Origin of the sequence: Mitsuaria chitosanitabida ATCC BAA-476 = NBRC 102408 (genome assembly GCF_001598255.1) — a bacterium.
Classification (GTDB): domain Bacteria; phylum Pseudomonadota; class Gammaproteobacteria; order Burkholderiales; family Burkholderiaceae_C; genus Roseateles; species Roseateles chitosanitabidus.
The window spans coordinates 503004-527905 of sequence record NZ_BCYP01000018.1; the positions used below are offsets into that span (position 1 = coordinate 503004).

Annotated in this window: 25 protein-coding genes; 23 read left to right on the forward strand and 2 right to left on the reverse strand. The window is 69.6% G+C overall.

Features of this window, described 5'->3' with window-relative positions; all coding sequences use genetic code 11:
* Positions 1 to 82 precede the first annotated feature (82 nt).
* Together MCHT01_RS13055 and MCHT01_RS13060 are read right to left on the reverse strand one after the other, a co-directional pair.
* On the reverse strand, positions 83 to 877 hold the full coding sequence (locus MCHT01_RS13055; protein ID WP_245643259.1) for an SAM-dependent methyltransferase: 795 nt from the start codon (positions 875 to 877) through the stop codon (positions 83 to 85).
* Positions 878 to 974: 97 nt separating this feature from the next.
* On the reverse strand, positions 975 to 1577 hold the full coding sequence (locus MCHT01_RS13060; protein WP_174549051.1) for a Maf family nucleotide pyrophosphatase: 603 nt from the start codon (positions 1575 to 1577) through the stop codon (positions 975 to 977).
* Positions 1578 to 1670: 93 nt separating this feature from the next.
* Here MCHT01_RS13060 and MCHT01_RS13065 point away from each other — a divergent pair, with 93 nt between their 5' ends.
* From MCHT01_RS13065 to MCHT01_RS13175, 23 genes are all read left to right on the forward strand, one after another.
* A complete protein-coding gene (locus MCHT01_RS13065) occupies positions 1671 to 2240 on the forward strand; it encodes a YceD family protein (RefSeq protein ID WP_067065735.1) in 570 nt (189 codons plus the stop codon).
* Positions 2241 to 2432: 192 nt separating this feature from the next.
* Complete coding sequence (rpmF, locus tag MCHT01_RS13070) at positions 2433 to 2618, forward strand: 50S ribosomal protein L32 (protein ID WP_067065736.1); 186 nt, start codon at positions 2433 to 2435, stop codon at positions 2616 to 2618.
* 313 nt (positions 2619 to 2931) lie between these two features.
* Complete coding sequence (gene plsX, locus MCHT01_RS13075; RefSeq protein ID WP_084452509.1) at positions 2932 to 4065, forward strand: phosphate acyltransferase PlsX; 1134 nt, start codon at positions 2932 to 2934, stop codon at positions 4063 to 4065.
* Positions 4062 to 5051 (forward strand): beta-ketoacyl-ACP synthase III, encoded by a 990-nt coding sequence (locus MCHT01_RS13080; protein WP_067065738.1) that lies wholly within the window; start codon positions 4062 to 4064, stop codon positions 5049 to 5051. The genes plsX and MCHT01_RS13080 overlap by 4 nt, the downstream gene beginning before the upstream one ends.
* A gap of 126 nt (positions 5052 to 5177) precedes the next feature.
* Positions 5178 to 6119: an ACP S-malonyltransferase gene (gene fabD, locus MCHT01_RS13085; protein ID WP_067065739.1), complete on the forward strand. Its 942-nt coding sequence runs from the start codon at positions 5178 to 5180 to the stop codon at positions 6117 to 6119.
* A 53-nt stretch (positions 6120 to 6172) separates the two neighbouring features.
* Positions 6173 to 6910, forward strand: coding sequence for a 3-oxoacyl-ACP reductase FabG (gene fabG, locus MCHT01_RS13090; RefSeq protein WP_067065740.1), 738 nt, complete (start codon positions 6173 to 6175; stop codon positions 6908 to 6910).
* A 192-nt stretch (positions 6911 to 7102) separates the two neighbouring features.
* Complete coding sequence (acpP, locus tag MCHT01_RS13095) at positions 7103 to 7342, forward strand: acyl carrier protein (RefSeq protein WP_058936430.1); 240 nt, start codon at positions 7103 to 7105, stop codon at positions 7340 to 7342.
* A gap of 9 nt (positions 7343 to 7351) precedes the next feature.
* Entirely contained in the window at positions 7352 to 8599 is a 1248-nt protein-coding gene (fabF, locus tag MCHT01_RS13100) for a beta-ketoacyl-ACP synthase II (RefSeq protein ID WP_067065741.1), read from the forward strand.
* Positions 8600 to 8626: 27 nt separating this feature from the next.
* On the forward strand, positions 8627 to 9121 hold the full coding sequence (locus tag MCHT01_RS13105; RefSeq protein ID WP_148661513.1) for a hypothetical protein: 495 nt from the start codon (positions 8627 to 8629) through the stop codon (positions 9119 to 9121).
* A 77-nt stretch (positions 9122 to 9198) separates the two neighbouring features.
* Positions 9199 to 10704: a DegQ family serine endoprotease gene (locus tag MCHT01_RS13110; RefSeq protein WP_067065834.1), complete on the forward strand. Its 1506-nt coding sequence runs from the start codon at positions 9199 to 9201 to the stop codon at positions 10702 to 10704.
* Positions 10705 to 11263: 559 nt separating this feature from the next.
* Entirely contained in the window at positions 11264 to 13075 is a 1812-nt protein-coding gene (gene lepA, locus MCHT01_RS13115; RefSeq protein ID WP_067065743.1) for a translation elongation factor 4, read from the forward strand.
* A 19-nt stretch (positions 13076 to 13094) separates the two neighbouring features.
* Positions 13095 to 14072 carry a signal peptidase I gene (lepB, locus tag MCHT01_RS13120; RefSeq protein WP_067065744.1) on the forward strand — a complete coding sequence of 326 codons (978 nt, stop codon included), beginning with the start codon at positions 13095 to 13097 and terminating at the stop codon, positions 14070 to 14072.
* Positions 14073 to 14132: 60 nt separating this feature from the next.
* Entirely contained in the window at positions 14133 to 14489 is a 357-nt protein-coding gene (locus MCHT01_RS13125; protein ID WP_067065745.1) for a DUF4845 domain-containing protein, read from the forward strand.
* A gap of 62 nt (positions 14490 to 14551) precedes the next feature.
* The gene (gene rnc / locus MCHT01_RS13130) at positions 14552 to 15259 is read left to right on the forward strand and encodes a ribonuclease III (RefSeq protein WP_067065746.1); all 708 of its coding nucleotides are present in this window, start codon (positions 14552 to 14554) and stop codon (positions 15257 to 15259) included.
* Between the two features lie 24 nt (positions 15260 to 15283).
* Positions 15284 to 16408 carry a GTPase Era gene (gene era, locus MCHT01_RS13135; protein WP_084452512.1) on the forward strand — a complete coding sequence of 375 codons (1125 nt, stop codon included), beginning with the start codon at positions 15284 to 15286 and terminating at the stop codon, positions 16406 to 16408.
* A gap of 6 nt (positions 16409 to 16414) precedes the next feature.
* Complete coding sequence (recO, locus tag MCHT01_RS13140; protein ID WP_067065747.1) at positions 16415 to 17191, forward strand: DNA repair protein RecO; 777 nt, start codon at positions 16415 to 16417, stop codon at positions 17189 to 17191.
* The gene (locus tag MCHT01_RS13145) at positions 17188 to 17970 is read left to right on the forward strand and encodes a pyridoxine 5'-phosphate synthase (RefSeq protein WP_067065748.1); all 783 of its coding nucleotides are present in this window, start codon (positions 17188 to 17190) and stop codon (positions 17968 to 17970) included. Before recO ends, MCHT01_RS13145 begins: the two co-directional genes overlap by 4 nt.
* A 141-nt stretch (positions 17971 to 18111) precedes the next feature.
* Positions 18112 to 18507, forward strand: coding sequence for a holo-ACP synthase (gene acpS, locus MCHT01_RS13150; RefSeq protein ID WP_067065749.1), 396 nt, complete (start codon positions 18112 to 18114; stop codon positions 18505 to 18507).
* Positions 18508 to 18597: 90 nt separating this feature from the next.
* Positions 18598 to 19686 carry a beta-N-acetylhexosaminidase gene (gene nagZ, locus MCHT01_RS13155; protein ID WP_067065750.1) on the forward strand — a complete coding sequence of 363 codons (1089 nt, stop codon included), beginning with the start codon at positions 18598 to 18600 and terminating at the stop codon, positions 19684 to 19686.
* Positions 19687 to 19873: 187 nt separating this feature from the next.
* Complete coding sequence (locus tag MCHT01_RS13160) at positions 19874 to 20353, forward strand: GyrI-like domain-containing protein (RefSeq protein WP_067065751.1); 480 nt, start codon at positions 19874 to 19876, stop codon at positions 20351 to 20353.
* Between the two features lie 175 nt (positions 20354 to 20528).
* Positions 20529 to 22082, forward strand: coding sequence for an SWIM zinc finger family protein (locus MCHT01_RS13165; protein ID WP_067065752.1), 1554 nt, complete (start codon positions 20529 to 20531; stop codon positions 22080 to 22082).
* Positions 22079 to 23743: a DUF5691 domain-containing protein gene (locus MCHT01_RS13170; protein ID WP_067065753.1), complete on the forward strand. Its 1665-nt coding sequence runs from the start codon at positions 22079 to 22081 to the stop codon at positions 23741 to 23743. The genes MCHT01_RS13165 and MCHT01_RS13170 overlap by 4 nt, the downstream gene beginning before the upstream one ends.
* Positions 23740 to 24846: an ATP-binding protein gene (locus MCHT01_RS13175; RefSeq protein ID WP_067065754.1), complete on the forward strand. Its 1107-nt coding sequence runs from the start codon at positions 23740 to 23742 to the stop codon at positions 24844 to 24846. The genes MCHT01_RS13170 and MCHT01_RS13175 overlap by 4 nt, the downstream gene beginning before the upstream one ends.
* Positions 24847 to 24902: the final 56 nt, after the last annotated feature.

Sequence of the window (24902 nt, forward strand, 5' to 3'; positions counted from 1 at the left end):
GAGGAAGCGGTCGGCATTCGCCGGCCGTTTGCATTTCAGCGCCCCGGGTTCCGGCTCGACCTTCGGAGCCGGTCGCTCGGGCTCAGCGCGCGCCGAGGATCGCGAACACCGCCGGCACCTTGTCGGGGAGGGCCTTCGGCGCCTGGCGCCAGTCCGCCACCGTCGCCGAGTGCGTCCACGCGCTCTTCAGGCTCAGCCCGCAGCTGACCGACAGCAGCGTGCCCGGCTTGAGCGTCGTCAGCAGCGCCTGCAGCAGCGCGCCGTTGCGATAGGGCGTCTCGATCATCAGCTGGGTCTGCTGCTCGCGGGCGGAGAACGCGTCGAGCGCCTTGATGCGCGCGGTGCGTTCGGCTGCCTCCAGCGGCAGATAACCGACGAAGGCGAAGCTCTGGCCGTTCAGGCCGCTGGAGGCGAGTGCCATCAGCAGCGAACTCGGTCCGGTCAGCGGCACGACCTCGATGCCCGCGGCATGCGCGGCGGCGACCAGCTTGGCGCCCGGATCGGCCACCGCGGGCATGCCCGCCTCCGAGATCAGTCCCATGTCCTGGCCGAGGTCCATCGCGGGTGTCAGCAGCGCCAGCCACTGCTTCTCCTCGCTGGAGGAGGCGATGGCGGCGTTGGCCGCCGGGCCGCGGCCCTTGGGCGGTCGCGGCAGTTCCTCGATGCGCTGCTCCTGCAATGGGAGGGCAAGCGGATGGATCGCGCCGACGCGCTTCAGGAAGGCGCGCGTGGTCTTGGCGTTCTCCGCCGCCCAATGGGTGATGGCCGCGGCGCGCGCGATCACCGCATCGGGCAGGACCTCGCGCAGATCGACTTCCTGGCCGTCCATGCCGAAGTCGAGGGTGTTGGGAACGAGGTAGAGGTGGCCGCGGGTCATCGGAATGTCCATCGAAGGAAGGGGGAGGGATCGGCGTCGGCTGCGAGGCCTGCTGCGTGGCGGGGTGTCGGCGAATGGGGGCTGAACGGCCTTCGGCTCAGGGCAGCCGGGCGAGCACGTCGAGTCCGCCTCGGCGCAGCATCGCCGCCGTGCGGATCAGCGGAAGGCCGATCAGCGCGGTCGGGTCGTCGGAGTCGATGGCGTCCAGCAGGGCGATGCCCAGGCCTTCGGCCTTGGCGCTGCCGGCGCAGTCGTAGGGCTGTTCGGCGCGCAGGTAGCGCTCGATGTGGTCGTCGCTCAGGTCGCGGAAGCGGACCCGGACCGGCGCCAGGTCCTCCGCGACGAAGCCTGTCTCCACGCAGACCACGGCCAGCGCGGTCTGGAAGATCACCGTGCGGCCACGCATCGCCCGCAGCTGCGCGACGGCGCGCTCGTGCGTCCCGGGCTTGCCGAGCGGCTGGCCATCGAGATCGGCGACCTGATCGGAGCCGATCACCAGCGCGCCCGGGAAACGCGTGGCGATGGCCCGGGCCTTGGCCAGTGCCAGTCGGCGGGCGAGCGCCTCGGGCGTCTCGCCAGAGTGGGGCGTCTCGTCGACATCGGGGGCGGCGGTCTCGAAGGGCACGCGCAGGCGCTCCAGCAGCTCGCGCCGGTAGCGGGAGGTGGAGCCCAGGATCAGCGGGCGGGGCAGGGCGGTCATGGGCCGGGATTCTCCCATCGGGCCGGCGCCCGGCGCGGGTGCGACGTGGGTATCCGATCCCGCGCGTGGAGGGGGCTCGTACACTTGCGCCCCATGAAACCGCGTTCGTTCGATCCCTTGAAGCTCGATGTCGAGGCCTTCGCCCGCGAAGGTGCCGCCATCGAGGGCGAGTGGCCCGCCATCAGCCTGCCGCGCCTGGCCGAGTCGGCCGCGCCTGAATCCGATCCGGCCCAATGGCCGCCCGTCACCTGGTCCGCCCATGGCGAGCTGCGCACCCCCAAGGGCGGTGCCGCGCAGGTCTGGATGGAGGTGTCCGCCCAGGCGCAGGTCTCGCTGACCTGCCAGCGCTGCCTGAAGCCGGTCGGCGAGGATCTGGCCGTGTCGCGCTGGTTCCGCTTCGTCAAGGACGAGGACCAGGCCGCCGAGCTGGACATGGACAGCGACGACGACGTGCTCGCCCTGGCCCGCAACCTCAACCTGCGCGAGCTGGTCGAGGACGAGCTGCTGCTGGAGCTCCCCGTCGTCCCGCGCCACGAGGCATGCCCCGAGCCGCTGCCCCACGCCAACGTCGAGGAGGACGAGGTCGTCGAGGAAGAGGAGGCCCGTCCGAACCCCTTCGCCGCGCTTGCCGCGCTGAAGAAGGGAACGGGTGGTAAAGCCTGAGGGGCTTGTGCTATAGTCTCGGGCTTTCCCGGCTCGTAAAGGTGTTTCAGTCGAAACCCTTGCGCAACTGGCCGGGACCGAGGCGTCGGTAGCGGAACATGGGTCCGCGGCACAGCTCGAGTTCTCTCGAGAGCCCGAGCAAGCCTCGACTTCACCGTAGCCCACGAAGCCGAAGCCTTTAGGAGAATCAACATGGCCGTTCAGCAAAACAAGAAGTCCCCGTCGAAGCGCGGCATGCACCGCTCGCACAACGCCCTGGTCACCCCGGGCACCGCGATCGAGCCGACCACCGGCGAAGTGCATCTGCGCCACCACATCAGCCCCAACGGCTTCTACCGTGGCCGCAAGGTGCTGAAGACCAAGGCCGACGCCGCCTGATCGTTCCTTCGATCCGGCCTGGCCAGGCGCTCCGGCGCCACCGCCTGGTCCCCATCGAATGAAGCAAGCCCGGCTCCGCGAACAGCGTTGCCGGGCTTTCGTTCGTCCGGACGTGGCGATTTCCGCCGCGTCCCCGTTCCTGCTTCCGTCTTTCCGCTGACCGCCGTCGGCGCCCGGCGACCCCGGGTGCGCTCGCTTGTCCGCCCTGGGCGGCTCGCGTAATGTCGGCGGCTTGGCCGAATGGCCGGCTGTCGCGCATGTTTCTTGCGCGGTCGCTACAGTCGGCCTGGTCGGCGCTTCTTTCCAGCTTTCGATGTCCGCTATTCCCGCCTCCAGCTCTTCGCCCTCCGCCGAGCCCCTCCGTCTGGCGGTGGACTGCATGGGCGGCGACCACGGCCCGTCCGTGACGCTCCCGGCCTGCAAGGCCTTCCTGGCCGCGCATCCCGAGGCGGAACTCCTGCTCGTCGGCCAGCCCGAGGCGCTCCAGGAAGCCGCCCATTGGCCGCGCGCCCGCATCGTCCCCGCCAGCGAGGTCGTCAGCATGGACGACCCCATCGAGGTCGCGCTGCGCCGCAAGAAGGACTCGTCGATGCGGGTGGCGATCTCGCAGCTCAAGGCCGGCAAGGACGGCGCGCCGATCCAGGCGCAGGCCTGCGTCTCCGCGGGCAACACCGGCGCGCTGATGGCCGTCGCCAAGTACCTCCTCAAGACCCTGGAGGGCATCGACCGTCCGGCCATCGCCACGGTGATGCCCAACCAGATCGGCGGCTTCACGACCGTGCTGGACCTGGGCGCCAACGTGGATTGCGGTCCCGAGCACCTGCTGCAGTTCGCCGTGATGGGCAGTGCGCTGGTGTCGGCGGTCGACGGGAAGGAGAACCCCAGCGTCGGCCTGCTGAACATCGGCGAGGAAATGATCAAGGGCAACGAGACCATCAAGCGCGCCGGCGAGCTGCTGCGCGAGGCGGCCTCGCATGACCAGCTCAACTTCCACGGCAACGTGGAGGGCAACGACATCTTCAAGGGCACGACCGACATCGTGGTCTGCGACGGCTTCGTCGGCAATGTCGCGCTCAAGACGGCCGAGGGCCTGGCGAGCATGATCTCCAGCTTCATCAAGGCCGAGTTCACCCGCAACGCCGGCACCAAGCTGATCGCGCTGCTGGCCATGCCGGTGCTGCAGCGCTTCAAGGACCGCGTCGACCACCGCCGCTTCAACGGCGCCGCGCTGCTCGGGCTGCGCGGCCTGGTCTTCAAGAGCCACGGCTCGGCCGACGCATTCGCTTTCGAGCAGGCTTTGAACCGGGCGTATGATGCGGCCCGCAACCGGCTCCTAGACCGGGTTCACGATCGCATCGTCGCGACGCTGCAGGCGCTCCCCGCGCCCGCCAATGAGGAGGGCGACGGTGCTGGAGACAAGGCGGCCACGGCCGCCCATGCTGCATGACCACTGCTTCCCAGCGCTACGCCCGCATCCTTGGCACGGGCAGCCACCTTCCCGCCGACCGCGTCACCAATCAGGATCTCGCCGACCGCCTCGCGCGTGACGGCATCGAGACCTCGCACGACTGGATCGTCGAGCGCACCGGCATTCACGCCCGCCACTTCGCCGCGCCGGACGTCACGTCCAGCGACCTGGCGCTGCCCGCCTCGCTGGCGGCGCTCGAGGCGGCCGGTGTGCGCCCCGACGAGATCGACCTGATCATCGTCGCCACGTCCACGCCGGACATGGTCTTCCCCTCCACCGCCTGCCTGCTGCAGAACAAGCTGGGCATCCATGGCTGCGCCGCGTTCGACGTGCAGGCCGTGTGCTCGGGCTTCGTCTATGCGCTGACCGTCGCCGACGCGATGATCAAGAGCGGCGCCGCCAACAAGGCGCTGGTCGTGGGCTCGGAAGTGTTCTCGCGCATCCTGGACTTCAAGGACCGCACGACCTGCGTGCTGTTCGGTGACGGCGCCGGCGCGGTGGTGCTGGGCGCCAGCGACACCCCCGGCATCCTCGCCACCGAGCTGCACGCCGATGGCCGCCATGCGGACATCCTTTGCACCCCGGGCACCGTGTCCGGCGGCGAAGTCCTCGGCCACCCGCTGCTGAAGATGGACGGCCAGGCCGTGTTCAAGCTCGCCGTCGGCGTGCTGGACAAGGTCGCCCGCGCCGTTCTCGAGAAGGCGGGGCGCAGCGATGCCGACATCGACTGGCTGATCCCGCACCAGGCCAACATCCGCATCATGCAGGGCACGGCCAAGAAGCTGAAGATGCCGCTGGACAAGCTGATCGTGACCGTCGACGAGCACGGCAACACCTCGGCCGCGTCGATCCCGCTGGCGCTGGACGTCGCGGTGCGTTCCGGCAAGATCAAGGCCGGCGACACGGTGATGCTGGAAGGCGTCGGCGGTGGTTTCACCTGGGGCGCGGTCCTGCTGGACTTCTGATCATTGCCGCCCGCCCGGGCCGACGCGCGTCGGCCGGGCTCGCGCGGACGACGGCGATGCGAACGTGTCGCCCGGTTGTCACGCGCGTTTCTCCCTCTGAATAGATAGTCTCGGACTCGAACCGCCATGAGCAAGAACTTCGCATTCGTCTTCCCCGGTCAGGGCTCGCAGTCGGTGGGCATGCTGGACGCCTGGGGTGATCATCCGGAAGTCGTCCGCACGCTGGCCGAAGCCTCGTCCGCGCTGGGCGAGGACATCGGCGCGCTGATCAAGAACGGTCCCAAGGAACAGCTGGACCTGACCACCAACACCCAGCCCGTCATGCTGACCGCCGGCGTGGCCTGCTATCGCGCCTGGATCGCCGAGACCGGTCTGGTCCCGACGGCGGCCGCCGGCCACTCGCTGGGCGAGTACACCGCCCTGGTCGCCTCCGGCGCGCTGAGCCTGTCCGACGCGCTGCCGCTGGTGCGCTTCCGCGCCCAGGCCATGCAGGAAGCCGTGCCGGTGGGCACGGGCGCGATGTCCGCCATCCTGGGGCTGGACGCATCCGTGGTCCGCGAGGTCTGCGCCGGCGTCGCCGCCGAGACCGGTGAAGTGGTCGAGGCCGTGAACTTCAACGACCCCAAGCAGACCGTGATCGCCGGCAGCAAGGCTGGCATCGAGAAGGCCAACGAGGCCCTGAAGGCCGCCGGCGCCAAGCGCGCGCTGCCGCTGCCGGTGTCGGCCCCGTTCCACAGCAGCCTGATGAAGCCCGCCGCCGACCGCCTGCGCGAGAAGCTGGCCGCGGTGCAGTTCCAGGCCGCCGCGTTCCCCGTGATCAACAACATCGACGTCGCCGTGACCGACGATGCCCAGTCGCTGCGCGACGCGCTCTACCGCCAGGCCTTCGGCCCGGTGCGCTGGGTCGAGGTCGTCCAGGCGCTCAAGGTCCGCGGCCTGACCACCATCCTGGAATGCGGTCCCGGCAAGGTGTTGGCCGGCATGGCCAAGCGCATCGACGGCGAGCTCGCCAGCGCCACCGTGCTGGATCCGGCCTCGCTGGCCGAGGCCCGCGCGTTGCTGGGCTGAGGCCCGCCGCCGACCCGACTCGATCCGAACGAACTCCGCTCCGAAGGAAATCCATGTCCGACAACAAGCAAGTGGCGCTGGTGACCGGCGCCAGCCGCGGCATCGGCCGCGCGATCGCGCTGACCCTGGCCCAGAAGGGCTTCGTCGTCATCGGCACCGCCACCAGCGAAGCCGGCGCCCAGTCGATCTCCGAGGCCCTGGCGGCGCACGGCGGTCGCGGCGCCGTCCTGAACGTCAATGAGGTCGCGGCGGTCGACGCGCTGATCGATTCGATCGTCAAGCAGGATGGCGGCCTGCAGGTGCTGGTGAACAACGCCGGCATCACCAAGGACATGCTGTCCATGCGCATGAAGGACGAGGACTGGGACGCGGTCCTGGACACCAACCTGAAGGCCGTGTTCCGCGTCAGCCGCGCGGTGATGCGTCCGATGATGAAGCAGCGCTACGGCCGCATCGTCAACATCACCTCGGTGGTGGGCGCCTCCGGCAACGCCGGTCAGGCCAACTACGCGGCCGCCAAGGCCGGCGTCGCGGGCATGACGCGTGCCCTGGCTCGTGAGCTGGGCAGCCGCTCGGTGACCGTGAACTGCGTGGCCCCGGGCTTCATCGCCACCGACATGACCGACGTGCTGCCCGAGGCGCAGAAGACCGCGCTGCTGGCGCAGATCCCCGCCGGCCGCCTGGGCGCCCCGGAGGAGATCGCCCACGCCGTGGCCTTCCTGGCCTCGCCCGAGGCGAGCTACATCACCGGCGTCGAGCTGCACGTCAACGGCGGCATGTACATGAATTGAGGTGGAGCACCGGCCGCGGACGGTCCGCGGACGGCCCACCCACCGGATTCACCCGGCCGGTGTGGGGCTGATAGAGTGCGAGCGCGCGTCGGTTCCCCTCGTGGTTGACGTGCCTCGGGAGGTCCGTCTAGGGGCGCCACTCTAAGGCCTTAGAATCCCGGGTTGTTCTAGCAAACCCCTCCTGGAGGAGTCATGAGCGATATCGAAGCACGTGTCAAGAAAATCATCGCCGAGCAACTCGGCGTGCCCGAAGCCGATGTGACCAACGAGAAGGCCTTCGTGGCCGATCTGGGCGCCGATTCTCTGGACACCGTGGAACTGGTGATGGCCCTCGAAGACGAGTTCGGCATCGAGATCCCGGACGAAGAGGCCGAGAAGATCACGACCGTCCAGCTCGCGATCGACTACGCCGTCAAGCACCAGAAGGCGTAAGCAAGCAGCATGAGCCGTCGTCGCGTCGTCGTCACCGGTCTCGGCCTGATCTCGCCCGTGGGCAACACGGTCGAGCAGGGCTGGGCCAACATCGTGGCCGGAAAGTCCGGCATCGACACCATCACCCGTTTCGATGCCAGCAACCTGGCCTGCCACTTCGCTGGCGAGGTCAAGGACTTCAAGGTGGATGACTACATCCCCGCGAAGGAAGCCCGCCACATGGACACGTTCATCCATTACGGGCTGGCCGCCTCGCTGCAGGCGATCCGCGACGCGGGTCTGCCCACCGGCGACGCGCTGAGCCCGGACCTGGCGGAACGCATCGGCGTGCTCGTCGGCTCCGGCATCGGCGGTCTGCCGATGATCGAGCAGACGCATGAGGAACTGACCAATCGCGGCCCCCGTCGCATCAGTCCGTTCTTCGTGCCGGCCTCGATCATCAACATGATCTCCGGCCACGTGTCGATCCAGTGCGGCTTCAAGGGGCCGAACCTGGCGATCGTCACGGCGTGCACGACCGGTCTTCACAGCATCGGCACCGCCGGTCGCATGATCGAGGCGGGCGACGCCGACGTGATGGTGGCAGGCGGTTCGGAATCGACGGTGAGCCCGCTGGGTGTCGGCGGTTTCGCCGCGGCCCGCGCGCTGTCGACCCGCAACGACGATCCCAAGACCGCGTCGCGGCCCTGGGACAAGGACCGCGACGGTTTCGTGCTGGGCGAGGGTGCCGGCGTGCTGGTGCTCGAAGAGTACGAACACGCCAAGAAGCGCGGCGCCAAGATCTACGCGGAACTGGTCGGCTTCGGCATGAGTGCCGACGCCTATCACATGACCGCGCCCGATGTGGAAGGTCCGACGCGCTCGATGCGCGCCGCGCTGCGCAACGCGGGACTGAACGCGGACCAGATCCAGTACATGAACGCGCACGGCACGTCGACCCCGCTGGGCGACGCGAACGAGACCAACGCGATCAAGGCCGCCTTCGGCGATTACGCCAAGAATGGCCTGGTCGTGTCGTCGACCAAGTCGATGACCGGTCACCTGCTGGGCGGCGCGGGCGGCATCGAGTCCGTCTTCACCGTCAAGGCGATCCACGATCAGATCGCTCCGCCGACGATCAACATCTTCAACCAGGATCCCGCCTGCGACCTGGACTACTGCGCCAACGAGGCGCGGAAGATGCCGATCGAGTACGCCGCGAAGAACAACTTCGGTTTCGGCGGCACGAACGGCACGCTGATCTTCAAGCGCGTCTGAGCTTCAGACCGCATCGGACGGCGACGCATGACGCCGGATCGATCCTCGACACGCCGGGCCCACGCCCGGCGTTTTTCATGCGCGATCGATGCGCGATGGACGCGCTTCACCCGGGCACTCGCGGGTGCCGGCGCGGTGGCGCTGATCGCGGCGGCGCTCGCCCAGTGGGGCATGCTGCCGGACCCGGATCCGGCCAGCGAGGCGGAGGGGTTCGTGGCGATCGCCGTGCTCGGCGCGGTGCTGCTCGCGGCGATCTTCGCGGCCCTCTGGCCGGTTCGCCCTCGTGCCGCCGAGGTGCTGCGCTTCGACGGCGCGCTCTGGTGGTGGGACCGGCCGGGCGAGCCGCTTGCCATCGTCCCCGAGGTGTTCATCGATGCCGAGCACTGGATGCTGCTGCGCCTGCGGGCCCGCGATGACGAGGGTCGAGCGCTCGGCCACCGCGCGCGGGGCTGGCTGGCGTTGTCGCGACGGGGGCTCGGACCGTCATGGACCACCCTGCGGCTGCACCTCTTCCTGGCCTAAGGCTGGCGTCATGCACGCCGGCGAAATCCGGGCATGATGTGCGTCTTGTTTTCCTGCTTCGCCTCTCGCGAGTGTTCATGGCCAATCCTCATCGACTCGATCGCCAGCGCTTCCGCTCTCATCGATTCCTCGCGCTGACGGTCGCCGCCGCGTCCGCCCTGGGCGCGTCGCTGCCGGCGTTCTCCCAGACCCCGGCGGTGCCGGTCGCCGCTCCGCAAGTGATGGCGGCCCTGCCGGACTTCAGCGCGCTGGTCGAGCAGGCCGGCCCCGCGGTGGTGAACATCCGGACCTCGGAGAAGGTGAAGGTCGCCAACGCGCAGGTCGACGAGCAGATGCGCGAACTGCTGCGCCGCTTCGGCATCCCCGTTCCTCCCCAGCAACGCCGCGGCACGCCGGCGCCGAATCCCGCCCCGGACGACGAGGACGATGACGAGTCCCCGCAGCGGCGCGGCCTGGGGTCGGGCTTCGTGATCGCCGCCGACGGCTACGTGATGACCAACGCCCACGTGGTCGACGAGGCCGATGAGGTCACGGTCACGCTGACCGACAAGCGCGAGTTCAAGGCCAAGGTCATTGGCCTGGACCGCCGCACCGACGTCGCGGTCCTCAAGATCGAGGCCAAGAACCTGCCCCAGCTGCGCATGGGTGACGTCAGCAAGCTCAAGGTCGGCGAATGGGTGATGGCCATCGGCTCCCCGTTCGGCTTCGACAACACGGTGACGGCCGGCATCGTCAGCGCCAAGGCGCGCGACACCGGCGACCTGCTCCCGCTCATCCAGACGGACGTGGCCATCAACCCGGGCAATTCGGGCGGTCCGCTGCTGAACCTGCGCGGCGAGGTGGTGGGCATCAACTCCCAGATCTACAGCCAGTCGGGCGGCTTCATGGGGATCTCCTTCGCGATCCCGATCGACGAGGCGATGCGCGTGGCCGACGAGCTGCGCGCCAGCGGCCGCGTCACGCGCGGCATGCTGGGCGTCTATCCGGACGACGTCAGCAAGGAAGTGGCCGAGGCCATCGGCCTGGGCAAGCCGCAGGGGGCGCTGATCACCCGCATCACCCCGGCCGGTCCTGGCGACAAGGCCGGCGTGCAACTGGGCGACGTCATCACCAAGTTCGACGGCAAGACGGTCGAGAAGGCGGTCGACCTGCGTCGCCTGGCCGCGGCCGCGAAGCCGGGCAGCAAGGTGCAGGTCACGGTATTCCGCAAGGGCTCATATAAAGAGCTGACCGCCACGATGCAGGCGCTGCCGGATGACCGGACCCCGGCCACGCCCGACACCGAGACCCCGGCGGCCGGCGGCGCTCAGGCCTGGGGCCTGAGCGTCAGCGAGCTGACCGACGCGCAGCGCAAGGAACTGAAGGTCGACGGCGGCCTGAAGATCGACACCGCTGAAGGCCCCGCCGCGCGCGCGGGCCTGAAGACCGGCGACGTCATCCTCACGGCCAACAACGTCGACGTGAAGACGGTCAAGCAGTTCCAGGGCGTGCTGGCCAAGCTCGAGAAGGGCAAGTCGCTGCAGATGCTGGTGCGCCGTGGCGACGTCGCCACCTACGTGGTGCTCAAGCCCGGCAAGGGCTGAACGACGCGCCTGGCCGGCGACGACGGCCGGGCAACCCAGCGCCGGCCTGGGGCTTTCCGCGATGCGGAATCCGGGCTGGCCTAGCGAACTGAATTGAAGATTTCGGGTCGGTTGGTGCTTGCTCACGGCTGTGACCAAGGCGGCGGATTGGTGCCTTGCTCCGCTACAATCGACCCGCGTCAACGGGCCTTTGTCGCCGTTCCGACGGTGAATCGGAACACTGCTTTGGCGGGCTTCAGCGATCCACAGGATGTCCAAAGCTTTTTGTGGATAACCTGTGTACAAAATCGCTGTTGGCGAAGGGCAACGACCGAGAAGCTCGCATCCATGCGGTTTCCAGGCCGGGGCTTTTGGCTACAATGAAAGCCCAACAAGCAGTTGCCATACGTTTTGTTGGAAGGCGCGTCACCAATTCGACGTGCCTTTTTTTTATGTCCAGTTCCGGCTCTGAGAAGGGCCGTGCTTCACTGCCTCGACCGGTCGTCCGCAACGTGATTCAGGGTGCTCCGATCGAGCGCTTCTGGACCCGCGGACGAAAGTGCGGTCTCAGCCCGAGTCCATGAACCACATCCGCAATTTCTCGATCATTGCCCACATCGACCACGGCAAGAGCACGCTGGCCGACCGGATCATCCAGCGTTGCGGGGGGCTGTCCGACCGGGAGATGGAAGCGCAGGTGCTGGACTCGATGGACATCGAGCGCGAGCGCGGCATCACCATCAAGGCGCAGACCGCCGCGCTGCAATACAAGGCGAAGGACGGGCAGGTCTACAACCTCAACCTGATCGACACCCCCGGACACGTCGACTTCTCGTATGAGGTCAGCCGCTCGCTGTCCGCCTGCGAGGGCGCGCTGCTGGTGGTGGACGCCAGCCAGGGCGTCGAGGCGCAGACCGTCGCCAACTGCTACACCGCGCTGGAACTGGGCGTCGAGGTGATCCCGGTCCTGAACAAGATGGACCTGCCGCAGGCCAACCCGGACGGCGCCAAGGCCGAGATCGAGGACGTCATCGGCATCGACGCCACCGACGCGATCCCGTGCTCGGCCAAGACCGGCATGGGCATCGACGAGATCCTCGAGGCCGTCATCGCCCGCATGCCCCCGCCCAAGGGCGTGGTCGAGGCTCCGCTGCGCGCGATGATCATCGACTCCTGGTTCGACAACTACGTCGGCGTGGTGATGCTGGTCCGCGTGGTCGACGGCACGCTCAAGAAGGGCGAGCGCATCCGCATGATGGCGACCAACGCCGTCTATCCGGCCGAGCACCTGGGCGTGTTCACCCCCAAGTCCGAGAACCGTCCCCAACTGAACGCGGGCGAGGTGGGCTTCATCATCGCCGGCATCAAGGAACTGGCGGCCGCGAAGGTGGGCGACACCATCACGCTGGAAAAGAAGCTTCCGAACAACCTGGGTCCCGCTGAAACGGCGCTGCCCGGCTTCAAGGAGATCCAGCCCCAGGTCTTCGCCGGCCTGTATCCGACCGAGGCCAGCGAGTACGACCAGCTCCGCGACGCGCTGGAGAAGCTCAAGCTCAACGACGCCTCGCTGCGTTTCGAGCCCGAGGTGTCGCAGGCGCTCGGCTTCGGCTTCCGCTGCGGCTTCCTGGGCTTGCTGCACATGGAGATCGTGCAGGAGCGCCTGGAGCGCGAGTTCGACCAGGACCTGATCACGACCGCGCCCAGCGTGGTCTACGAGGTGCAACTGGGCGGCGACGGCGAGGTCATCGAGGTCGAGAACCCGTCCAAGATGCCCGAGCAGAGCAAGATCGCCGAGATCCGCGAGCCGATCGTGACGGTGCATCTCTACATGCCGCAGGAGTACGTCGGCCCGGTCATGACGCTGGCCAACCAGAAGCGCGGCGTGCAGCTGAACATGGCCTATCACGGCCGCCAGGTCATGCTGACCTACGAGATCCCGCTGGCGGAGATCGTGCTGGACTTCTTCGACAAGCTGAAGTCGGTCTCGCGCGGCTACGCGTCCATGGACTACGAGTTCAAGGAATACCGCGCCTCCGACGTCGTCAAGGTCGACATGCTGATCAACGGCGACCGCATCGACGCGCTGTCGCTGATCGTGCACCGCTCGCAGTCGCAGTTCCGCGGCCGCCAGGTGGCCGCCAAGATGCGCGAGATCATCCCGCGCCAGATGTACGACGTGGCCATCCAGGCCGCGATCGGCGCCAACATCATCTCGCGGGAGAACATCAAGGCGTTGCGCAAGAACGTGCTGGCAAAATGCTACGGCGGTGACATCACCCGCAAGCGCAAGCTGCTCGAGAAGCAGAAGGCCGGCAAGAAACGCATGAAGCAGATCGGTTCGGTGGAGGTGCCGCAAGAAGCCTTCCTGGCCATCCTCCAAGTCGACGAGTGATCCTTCAAGAATGAAAGCCATGAGCGCACTGACCGGGCTGCTGTATGCCGCCCTGATCGCCTACCTGGGCGGCTGGTACAAGGGCTACTGGAACGGCAACTTCTCGCTGCTGCTGTTCGTCCTGACGACGGTGACGCTGGCCTACTGGCTGGCCGAGCGCTTCCATTTCCAGCCGGCGCGCGAGCGCGCCGCCGAGACGCTGGCGGCCAACGACGCCAAGCGCCGCGAGTCGCTCGCCGCGCAGGGCATCCAGCGCGTGGACGGCGACGTCGAGGGCGCCCGCCAGGAGATCCTGCGCCAGCCCTGGTGGCTGGACTGGACGGCGGGGCTCTTCCCGGTGATCCTGATCGTGTTCCTGCTGCGCTCGTTCATGTTCGAGCCCTTCAAGATCCCGTCGGGCTCCATGGTCCCGACGCTGCTGATCGGCGACCTGATCCTGGTCAACAAGTACCACTACGGCATCCGTCTGCCGGTGATCAACAAGAAGATCATCAGCAACAACGACGTCAAGCGCGGCGACGTGGTCGTGTTCCGCTATCCGCAGAACCCCAGCGTCGACTACATCAAGCGCGCCGTCGGCCTGCCCGGCGACGAGGTGGCCTACCTGAACCAGAAGCTGTACCTCAACGGCAAGCTGGTGCCGACGACCTCCGAGGGCGAGTTCTTCGACGACGATCCCAGCCCGAACTCCATGCGCTTCCGCCCCCGCTTCACCGAGAAGCTGGGCGACGTCGACCACCAGATCCTGGTCGACCCGAACGCGCAGGGGCGCATCGGCAAGCTGTATGACTTCCCGTACAACGAGAACTGCACGTACACGATCGAAGGCGTGACCTGCAAGGTCCCGGCCGGTCATTACTTCATGATGGGCGACAACCGCGACAACTCGCAGGACTCGCGCTTCTGGGGCTTCGTCCCGGATGAGAACATCGTGGGCCGGGCATTCGTCGTCTGGATGAACTTCGGCAACCTGAAGCGCATCGGCGGCATCAAGTAAGGCCGGGCGGCGAGGAAACGCCGCGCGGCATCACCAGGCATCACAAGGGAGCGACGCGCCATGACGGCACGCAACAAACAACGGGGCATCAGCCTGCTGGGCCTGCTCTTCTGGGCCATCCTCATCGGCGGCGGCTCGGTGGTGGGCATGCGCGTGATCCCCACCGTGATGGAGTACTACACGATCCAGAAGGCGGTCGACAAGATCGCCCGGGACAACCCCCCGACGGTGCCCGCCGCGCGCGACGCCTTCGCCCGGGCCAAGGAGATCGAGTACTCCATCGTCAGCATCGAGCCCAAGGATCTTGTCATCACCAAGTCCGAGGACAAGGTGAAGATCAGCTTCGGGTATGACAAGGAAGTCCCCCTGTTCGGGCCGGTGTTCCTGATCATCAAGTACAAAGGCGCGTCACACTGACGCACCACCCGCCGCGCGGGCCCTCGTCGAGGGCGCGCCGGCGGACCTGCAGGACCCTCTCCATGACCCCGCAAGCGCTCGAATCGCTCCAGCAACGCCTCGGCTACCGCTTCACGCAGGCGCCGCTGCTGCAGCGCGCGCTGACGCACCGCAGCTTCGGCCAGCAGCACAACGAGCGGCTGGAGTTCCTGGGCGACGCGGTGCTGAACCTGGCCGTGTCGGCGCTGCTGTTCGAGCGCTTCGCCGGTTCCGACGAGGGCGACCTGACCCGCATCCGCGCGCACCTGGTGCGCGAGGACAGCCTGCACAAGCTGGCGCTGCAGCTGCAGATGCCCGAATGCCTGCGCATGAGCGAGGGCGAGGCCCGTGGCGGCGGCGCGCAGCGCCCGTCCATCCTGGCCGACGCGCTGGAGGCCGTGATCGGCGCCGCGTTCCAGGACGGCGGCTACGAGGCCGCCCGCGAGATCGTGCGCCGGCTGCTGGGCGAGACCATCGCGGCCAGCGGCATCGAGCAGTGGGCCAAGGATTCCAAGACCGCGCTGCAGGAATGGCTGCAGGCGCGCAAGCTCCCGGTCCCGTCGTACCGCATCGCCGAGACGCGCGGTCAGGCGCATGCCCAGACCTTCACCGTCGAGTGCGAGGTCGCGGCGCTGACCCTGGCGCGGCGCGGCGAGGGCCGCTCGCGGCGCATCGCCGAGCAGGAGGCAGCCCGGCAGGTGCTGGACGAGCTGCTCGCGGGCGACCGACCCGGCACGGGCCTGCGCGATTGACGCGCGACTGACGCGGAGTTCGCCATGAACGCACCGACCCCCCCGAGGACGCCCGCGACGGCGTCCTCGTCTTCTTCCGACCCCCAACCCGATTCCAAGGACCCTGTTCTGAACGCCCCGCACGCCCCCGCCACGCCTGACACGCCCGAGATCCCCGAGACCGACGCCCACGACGGCGTCGACGCCGCGCACGACGACGGGATCGAGGACGACGACGAGGGCGACCTGCCCGAGGTCCAGGGCGGCATCGGCGCGCCCCCGTACGAAGGCGACGCCCGCTGCGGCCTGATCGCCATCGTCGGCCGGCCCAACGTGGGCAAGTCCACGCTGCTGAACGCGCTGGTGGGCCAGAAGGTCTCGATCACCTCGAAGAAGGCGCAGACCACGCGTCACCGCATCACCGGCGTGCGCACCGTCGACGAAGCGCAGTTCGTCTTCGTCGACACCCCGGGCTTCCAGACCAAGCACAGCACCGCGCTGAACCGCAACCTGAACCGCACGGTGCAGGGCGTGCTGGCCGACGTGGACCTGGTGCTCTTCGTCGTGGAGGCCGGCAAGTTCGGTCTGGACGACGCCAAGGTGCTGTCGCTGCTCCCGCAGGACAAGCCGGTCGTGCTGATCGCCAACAAGCTGGACGCGGTGCATCGCCGCGCCGAGCTGATGCCCTGGCTCAAGAGCATGCAGGAGCGCCGCAACTTCACCGAGTTCGTCCCGCTCTCGGCCAAGAAGGACGCGGACGTCCAGCGCCTGTTCCAGATCCTCAAGCCCTACCTCCCGAACCAGGAATGGTTCTACGAGGAGGACGCGCTGACCGACCGCAGCGAGAAGTTCCTGGCCGCGGAGATGATCCGCGAGAAGCTCTTCCGCCTGACCGGCGACGAGCTGCCCTACGAAGCCACCGTGGTCATCGACCGCTGGGAGGAGGAGGGCAACCTGCGCCGCATCGCCGCGACCATCGTGGTCGAGCGCGACAACCAGAAGGGCATGGTCATCGGCCAGGGCGGCGAGCGCCTCAAGCGCATCGGCTCCGAGGCCCGTCAGGAACTCGAGACGCTGATGGAGGCGCGCGTGTTCCTGGAGCTGTGGGTCAAGGTCCGCTCGGGCTGGGCGGATTCGGAAGAGCACCTGCGCTCCTACGGCTACGAGTGATCGGGGATGGCTCCCCGCGCCCCGAGGCCGCCCGGCACCCAGGCGGCGTTCGTCCTGCATCACTACGACTGGAGCGAGACCAGCCTCGTGCTGGACCTGTTCACCCGTGAGCAGGGCCGGCTGGCGGTCGTCGCCAAGGGCGCGAAACGGCCGTATTCCCAGCTGCGATCGGTGCTGCTCCCGTTCCTGAGGCTGCAGGTGACGCTGTCCAAGCCGTCCAAGATGAACGAGGACGGCGCGGCCGAAGTGCAGTCGCTGCGCGGCGCGGAATGGGTCGGCGGTCAGACCCTGCCCGGTGGCGCGGCCCTGTTCAGCGGCTATTACGTGAACGAGCTGCTGCTGAAGTTCCTGCCTCGGCAGGACGCGCAACCCGAGCTCTTCGACGCCTATGCCGCGCTGCTGCCGCAGCTGCAATCGGTGGACGACGCGCAAGCCGCGCTGCGCGCCTTCGAGCTGCGCCTGCTGGCCACCTGCGGCCTGTTGCCCGACCTGAGCGTGCTGGCCACGACGCAGGCCCCGCTGGATCCCGACCGGCTCTACATGCTGGCGCCCGAGTCCGGCGTCGTCGTGCCCACGCACGACGCGCCGCAGCTCGGCGGCCAGGCCTTCATCCAGCTGCAGGCCGCGCTCATGCACGGCAGCCTGCCGGCGCTGCGCCAGGCCTGCGAGTTCGCAGGACCGCCCTTGAAGCCGCTGCTGCGGGCGCTGCTTCACTATCATCTCGGTCATCGTCCTCTGCGGACGCGGCAGGTGCTGCTCGACGTCCAGAAGCTGCTCACATGAATCCGCTGATCGCTCCCGAGTCCGGCCGTCACGACGCGCGCTGCGCGCTGTCGGTCAACGTCAACAAGGTCGCGCTGCTGCGCAACACCCGGCACCTGGGCATTCCCAGCGTGACGCGGGCCGCGCAGCTGTGCCTGGAGGCCGGCGCGCAGGGCATCACGGTGCACCCGCGTCCCGACGAGCGCCACATCCGCGCCGGCGACGTGCGCGAGCTGGCCGCGCTGATGAAGGCCTGGCCGCAGGCCGAGTACAACATCGAGGGCAACCCGACCCAGAACCTGATGGACTTCATCCGCGAGGTCCGTCCGCATCAGGCGACCTTCGTTCCGGACAGCGAGGACCAGTTCACCTCGGACCATGGCTGGAACCTGCCCGCCGACGCCGAGCGGCTGCGGCCCATGATCGCCGAATGCCGATCGCTGGGGGTGCGGGTCAGCCTGTTCATGGATCCGCTGCCCGAGGCGATGGCGCATGTCGCGGCCCTGGGCGCTGAGCGCATCGAGCTCTACACCGAGACCTGGGCGAGCGCCTTCGGTACGGCGCGCGAGGATGAGGTGCTGGCGCGCTTCACCGCCGCCGCGCGCGCCGCGCTGGCGCAGGGCCTGGCGATCAACGCCGGCCACGACCTCAACCGCGACAACCTGACCCGCTTCCTGCGCGAGGTGCCGGGCGTGGCGGAGGTGTCGATCGGCCACGCGCTGATCGCGGACGCGCTGGAACTCGGTTACGCCGAGACCGTGCGCGACTACCAGCGCAGCATCCAGCGCGCCTACGCCTGAGCGGCCGCCGCCGCTGCCAGCCCCCACCGCGGCGTGCCGGGAAACGTCTGATGACGGCGCTGACCTCGCGTTGCGACGCGGGCACGCAAACGGCACGAAGCACGCACACGGCCCGCACGCGTCGGGCTTGAAAGGACCGCGATGATCTACGGCATCGGCACCGACGTCTGCGACATCCGGCGCATCCGGGAGACCTTCCAGCGACGCGGCGAGCGCTTCGCGGAGAAGGTGCTCGGACCGCACGAGATCGCCGTCTTCCGGTCGCGTTTCGAGAAGGTCGAGGCGCGCGGCATCGCCTATCTGGCGACCCGCTTCTCGGCCAAGGAGGCCTTCTCCAAGGCCGTCGGCATGGGCATGCGCATGCCGATGACCTGGCGGTCCTGCGAGGTCGTCAAGGCGCCCAGCGGCAAGCCGGAGATCCGGCTGCACGGGGCGCTGGCCGAGTGGTTCGAGGCCAAGGGCCTGAAGGCCCACGTCAGCGTCAGCGACGAGACCGACTACGCGACCGCCTTCGTCGTTGTCGAGACGCGGGACTGAGCGCCGGGGCCGCGTCGCCGCACCCACGGTGCCGATCGACGTGGCGATCCCGCCGCGGCCCCTTCACCTGATCAACAGAGAGAGACAACCATGACCGAATCCCTGCACGCCCCGGTGATCCTGGACATCGCCGGCACCGCGCTGACCGAGGCCGACCGCCGCCGGCTGGCGCATCCGCTGACGGGCGGGATGATCCTGTTCGCGCGCCACTTCGAGAGCCGCTCCCAGCTGACGGCGCTGTGCGCCGAGGCCAAGGCGATCCGGCCCGATCTGCTGATCGCGGTGGACCAGGAAGGCGGCCGCGTGCAGCGCTTCCGCACCGACGGATTCACCGCGCTGCCGGCGATGCGCACGCTCGGCGAGCTGTGGATGGAGGACGCGATGCGGGCGGTGCAGGCCGCGACCGCGACCGGTCTGGTCCTGGCGCTGGAGCTGCGCGCCTGCGGCGTCGATTTCACCTTCGCGCCGGTGCTGGACCTGGACCACCAGGACGACGAGACGCGCCAGTCGCGCAGCGCGGTGATCGGTTCGCGCAGCTTCCATGCGGACCCGCGCGTGGTCAGCCTGCTGGCGCAGAGCCTGATGCAAGGCCTGGCCCTGGCGGGCATGGGCAGCTGCGGCAAGCATTTCCCGGGGCACGGGCACGTGGCCACGGACTCGCATGTCGGCGTGCCGGTGGACACGCGCACGCTCAAGGCCATCCTGGCCGAGGACGCGCGGCCCTTCGAATGGCTGAGCCTGAGCCTGTCGGCGGTGATGCCGGCGCACGTGATCTACCGCAAGGTGGACGCGCGTCCGGCGGGCTTCAGCCGCCGCTGGCTGCAGGACATCCTGCGCGAGCGCCTGGGCTTCGCCGGTGCCGTCTTCAGCGACGACCTGAGCATGGCCGGCGCCCGCGTCATCGAGGGCCGCGAGGTCGGCTACACGGAAGCCGCGCTGGCGGCGCTGGACGCGGGCTGCGACCTGGTGCTGCTGTGCAACCAGAGCCTGGAAGACGGCGGCCGCGCGATCGACGAGCTGCTGGACGGCCTGAGCGCCGCGGCGGCCGACGGTCGCTGGACGCCGGCCATCGACGGCGAGGCGCGCCGCGCCGCGCTGGTGCCGCAATCGGCGCCGCTGACCTGGGACGAGCTGATGCTCGCCCCGCGCTACCTGGAGGCGCTGGCGCGCCTGCCCTGATCGATGGGCCGATGGGGCGCTTCCATCTCCGGCCAAGCCGCGCGGATGGGACGCTCCCCAGGCAGTCGATGCGGGCCCGAGGTCTCCCTCCCGACGCCCCCTGCTGACACGACGCCGTCGACGCTGGCGGGCAGAATCGCGGGCGCTTCGCATGCGGCGTTTCGCGTGCGCTGAACCAGGAGTGCTCATGGACCCGAAGATCGTCGACCTGCCCGAGATTCCCGTCATCGGCATGGCGATCGACACCGTGCCGGTGTCCCCCGACATCCCCGCGATGTGGCCGCGCTTCGTCGCGCGGATGGACGAGATCGGGCCCGTCGCCGAGCCCGGCGTCAGCTACGGCGTGATGGAAGGCTGCGGCCCCGAGGCCGCGTCCGACGCGCGCCTGCGCTACATGGCCGCCGTGCCCGTGACGCCCGAGAGCGCGCTCCCCGAGGGCCTGTCCCGCTGGGCGATCCCGGCCGGCACCTACGCCGTGCTGCGCTGGCCCTTCGGCGAGATCGCGCAGGGCTTCGACTTCCTCTATCGCCAATGGCTGCCGGCGTCGTCCTGGACGCTGCGCGCCGGTCCCCACTTCGAGCGCTATGGCGACGACTTCGATCCCCGCGACCCCAACGCTATCCTCGAGATCGGTCTGCCGGTGAACGCGAAGGCCTCGGGCACCTGAACCGCGAGTCGCCCGCGAGTCCGTGGGCAAGACCTGGCACGGGTGTCGCCGGCGTGGGCCGGATCTTCCGCGGATCGCGCGGGCTTCCCCCTTGAAGGGGGCGGGGTCCCGGTCTGCTGACGGCTAGACTCGCCCGGTTCTCATCCATCACCAGACAACCAGGGAGCGGGCCAGCATGACGCTGACCATGGAAGGCGTGCTGGCGCTGGCGCCGGACGAGGCCTCGGCGAAGGCCGCGCGGGGGCTGATCGCGCCGGCCAAGTGGCCCGTGCTCGGCGCCAACGACGCCGCCGTCTGGGGCGAATGCCAGGGCAGCGGGTCCAAGCCTTATCAGACACAGGTGGACCGTGCCGGCCCAGCCTTCCGCTGCTCCTGCCCCAGCCGCAAGTTCCCCTGCAAGCATGGCCTCGCGTTGCTGATGCTGCATGCGCAGGAGGCCGGCCGGTTCAGCGCTGGCGAGCCGCCCACCTGGGTCGCCGAATGGCTGGCCTCGCGCGACGAACGCGCCCAGAAGAAGGAAGAGCGCGACCAGAAGGCCGTTGAGCGCGCGGCGGAACGCGCCGCGCAGATCGCCGAGGGCGTGGACCCCGCGCAGGCCGCGTCGGCGCTCGTGGATCCCGACGGCGCCACGCGGCGCGAGGCCCAGCGCTGGCGGCGCATCGAGGACGCTGCCGCGGAACTGCAGCGCTGGCTGGGCGACCAGCTCGGTCGTGGCTTGGGGGCCATCGACGACGCGACGATCCGCGGCTGGCGCACGATGGCCGCGCGGATGGTGGATGCGCAGGCGCCCGGTCTCGGTCAGCGACTGGGCGCCGCGGCCGATGTCTGGCGCGTGGGCGCCGACTGGCCCGAGCGTCTGCTGTCGCGACTGGGGCTGCTGCAACTCGCCTGCGAGGCGATCTCGCGGCGCGAGACGCTGTCCCCAGAAGTACAGGCGGATCTGCGCACGCTGTGCGGCTGGCCCGTCGACCAGTCGGAGGTGCTGGCCACTGGTGAACGCGTCACGGATCGTTGGGTCGTGCTGGGTGCCATCGTCGAGGAACGCGACGCACGCCTGAACGAGCGCCGCGTCTGGCTGCAAGGCACGAGTACCGGCCGTCGGGCCTGGCTGCTCGATCACGCGCATGGCGCACGAGGCTTCGACGGCGTCTGGCTGCCGGGCAGCGCGGCGGACCTGACCTTGGTCTTCCATCCGGGCGCCGCGCCGATGCGGGCACTCGTTGCCGAAACGTCGCCGACGACGACCATCGCATCGACCCAGTCCATCGGTCCCGCCGTCGCGCCGAGCACGGTGCATGCGCTCGATCCCGACGCTGACGCCAACACTGACGTCGATACCAACACTGACGTCGACGCCGATGCCGATGCCGGTGCCGTTGCTGGTGCTGGTGCTGGTGCGGTTGCTGGTGCCGCTGCGGCCAGTGCTCACGCCTGGTCCGCGGAATGGCGTCGCATCGCGTCGCGCGTCGCGGCGAATCCCTTCGCGATGCTGCATCCGGTGGTGCTCGCCCACGCGACGCCGGTCCAGACCGAGTCCGGCCCGCAGCTGGTCGCCGACGGCCGCGCGTTGCCGTTGCGCCTCGGGGACTCGGACTGGTGGACGCTGATGGCCGTGTCGGGCGGACATCCGCTGCGCGTGATGGGCGAATGGGACGGGTATCGCCTGGGCCCGCTCACCGCCTGGACGTCCGGCGCGGTCGGCCCGGCCTGGGTGAGGGGCGCCGCATGAGCGCCTGGACGCCGCTGCTGCCGATCGCGATGGTCGGCACCGAACGACAACCCGGCCCGCTGCCCGCGTGGCCCGGCGCGGTCGGCGCCCTTGTCGCCGAGGCCGCGCGGGACGCGCCCGGCCCGTCGGGTCCGGTCTTGCGCGCGATGGCCGTGATCACCGCCTGCGAGGCCGCCGGTCTGCAGGACCGGGCCTGGACCGCGTCCCCGCCGGAGGCCGCGCCCACCGACGCGCGGCCCGCCGTGCCCGACGGCGCGGGCGGCCACCTGCGCCTGCTCTTGCGCTGGGCGTTGACCGACGCCCCCGCGCGCCTGCAGCAACAGGTCTTCGCGGACCTCGCCGCCGCGGGGCTGCGCCTGCCCGAGACCCTGCTGCCGCTGGCGCTGGAGATCGGTCGCCGATCCGTCGCGCTGCGCGCGCCGCTGCTGCCCGTGCTCGGCGAGCGCGGCCTGTGGCTGGCCCGACAGCGCGAGGACTGGCGTTACGCCGCCGGTGTCGGCAGCGCCGCGCCCGACGAATCTCAATGGACCGACGGCACGCTCGAGCAGCGACGCGCCTTCCTGGCCCGTGAGCGCGGCCTCGATGCCGCCGCCGCGCGCGCCCGGCTCGAAGCCGCGCTGCCCGAGCTGCCGGCGAAGGAGCGCGCCGATCTGGCCGGGCAGCTCGCCATCGGCCTGGGCCCCGACGACGAGGCGCTGCTCGATCGCTTGCGCGCCGACCGCGGTCGCGAGGTGCGCGAGGTCGCGCTGTCGCTGCTGCTTCGCCTGCCCGACGCCGCCCATCCGCGCCGCGCGGCGGCCCGCCTCGCGCCGCTGCTGCGCCGGGAGCGCGCCTTGATCCGGCAGCACTGGGTCATCGACGCGCCGCAGGCCGTGGACGCCGCCGGGGCCTCGGCCCGAGCGGCCGACTGGTCCGCCGATCAGCTGATCCTGGAGCGGCCGCAGGCCGAGAAGCTCGGCGAGCGCGCCTGGTGGCTGTATCAGCTCGTGCGCCAGGTGCCGCTCGGTCACTGGATCAGCACCACCGGCATGACGCCGGCCGAGCTGTTGCACTGGGCGGCCGGGACCGATTGGCACGAGGCGCTCACCCGCGGCTGGTTCGACGTTCTCGGCGCGACGCGCGAGCCCGACTGGTGCGAGGCCTTCATCGACATCGCCTCCGCCGGCCCCGCGAACGCGGAGTCGGCGCATCGGCCGACGCACCAGGTCGCGCAGGCGCTGGGCTGGTTGCCGCAGGCGCGCCGCGAGCGCTACTGGCTGCGGCATCTGGAGCAGAAATCCTTGCCCTTGTCGGCGCTGATCGCGGCCGCCAGTGGCGGCGACACGCTGGGCCCCGCGCTGTCGCAGGCGCTGACCGCGCAGCTGATCGCGCGGGCCCGCGGTGGCCTGCTCAAGGACGACTACGCGGTGCGCGCGATGCTGACCGAGTTCGGCGCCGTCGTGCATCCCGACAGCCTGGCCGCATACGGCTCGCTGGCCGACCTGCGCTCGGACGGCGAGAGCCCGTCCTACACCGACATGCTGCAGGCCGTCGCCCAGACGGCCACGCTGCGCCGCGCCTTGCTGGCGCTGCCGCGCGTCACGCCCGCCTTCCCCGCGACCGCCGCCGCGAGCGGCTCCGCGCACGCTTCCCATCCGGATTCCCGCCCGAGGACCCCATGAGCACTTCCACCGAGACCGCCAACGCCTCGCAGCTGCTGCGCCGCCATGCCGAGCATCAGTTCGCCGAGGAGCTCGCCGAGCTGAAGCGTCAGGACACGCGACCGCGGCCCGAGAACTGGGCGATGTCGCCCTGGGCCGTGCTGCGCTATCTGATGGGCGGGCGGCTGGACAACGGCTTCGAGGTCAGCGCCAAGTACATCGGCGACGAGCGCCTGATGGAGATCGCCGTCGCCACGCTGGCCACCGACCGCGCGCTGCTGCTCTACGGCGTGCCGGGCACGGCCAAGTCCTGGGTCTCGGAGCACCTGTCGGCGGCGGTGAGCGGCGACTCGACGCTGCTGATCCAGGGCACCGCCGGCACCGGCGAGGAGCAACTGCGCTATGGCTGGAACTACGCCCAGTTGCTGGCCAATGGTCCGAGCGAGGCGGCCCTGGTGCCCAGCCCGCTGATGAAGGCGATGCGCGCCGGCAAGATCGCGCGCATCGAGGAGCTGACCCGCATTCCCGCCGACGTGCAGGACAGCCTGATCACCGTGCTGTCCGAGAAGACGCTGCCCATTCCCGAGCTCGGTGGCGAGGTGCAGGCCACGCGCGGCTTCAGCGTGATCGCCACGGCCAACAACCGGGACAAGGGCGTGAACGAGCTGTCGGCCGCGCTCAAGCGCCGCTTCAACACGGTGGTGCTGCCGGTGCCGGCGAGCGAGGACGCCGAGGTGTCCATCGTCGTCAAGCGCGTGGCCGAGCTGGGCGTCGCGCTGCAGCTGCCGGCCGAGCCGCCCGCGCTGAAGGAAGTGCGGCGCATCGTGCAGATCTTCCGGGAGCTGCGCAATGGCCGCACCGAGGACGGCAAGACCCAGCTCAAGTCGCCCAGCGGCACGCTGTCCACCGCCGAGGCGATCTCGGTGATCAACAGCGGCATGGCGCTGGCCGGCCACTTCGGCGACGGCGTGCTGCGCCCGCGCGACGTGGCCTCGGGCCTGCTCGGCGCGATCGTCAAGGACCCGATGCAGGACCAGGTCGTCTGGATCGAGTACCTGGAGACCGTCGTCAAGGAGCGCGCCGACTGGAAGGACCTGTACCGCGCCTGCCGCGAGCAGACCTGAACACCGTCGCCATCGACCTCGACAGGCCCGAGGGACCCGCCACGACCGGCGACGCC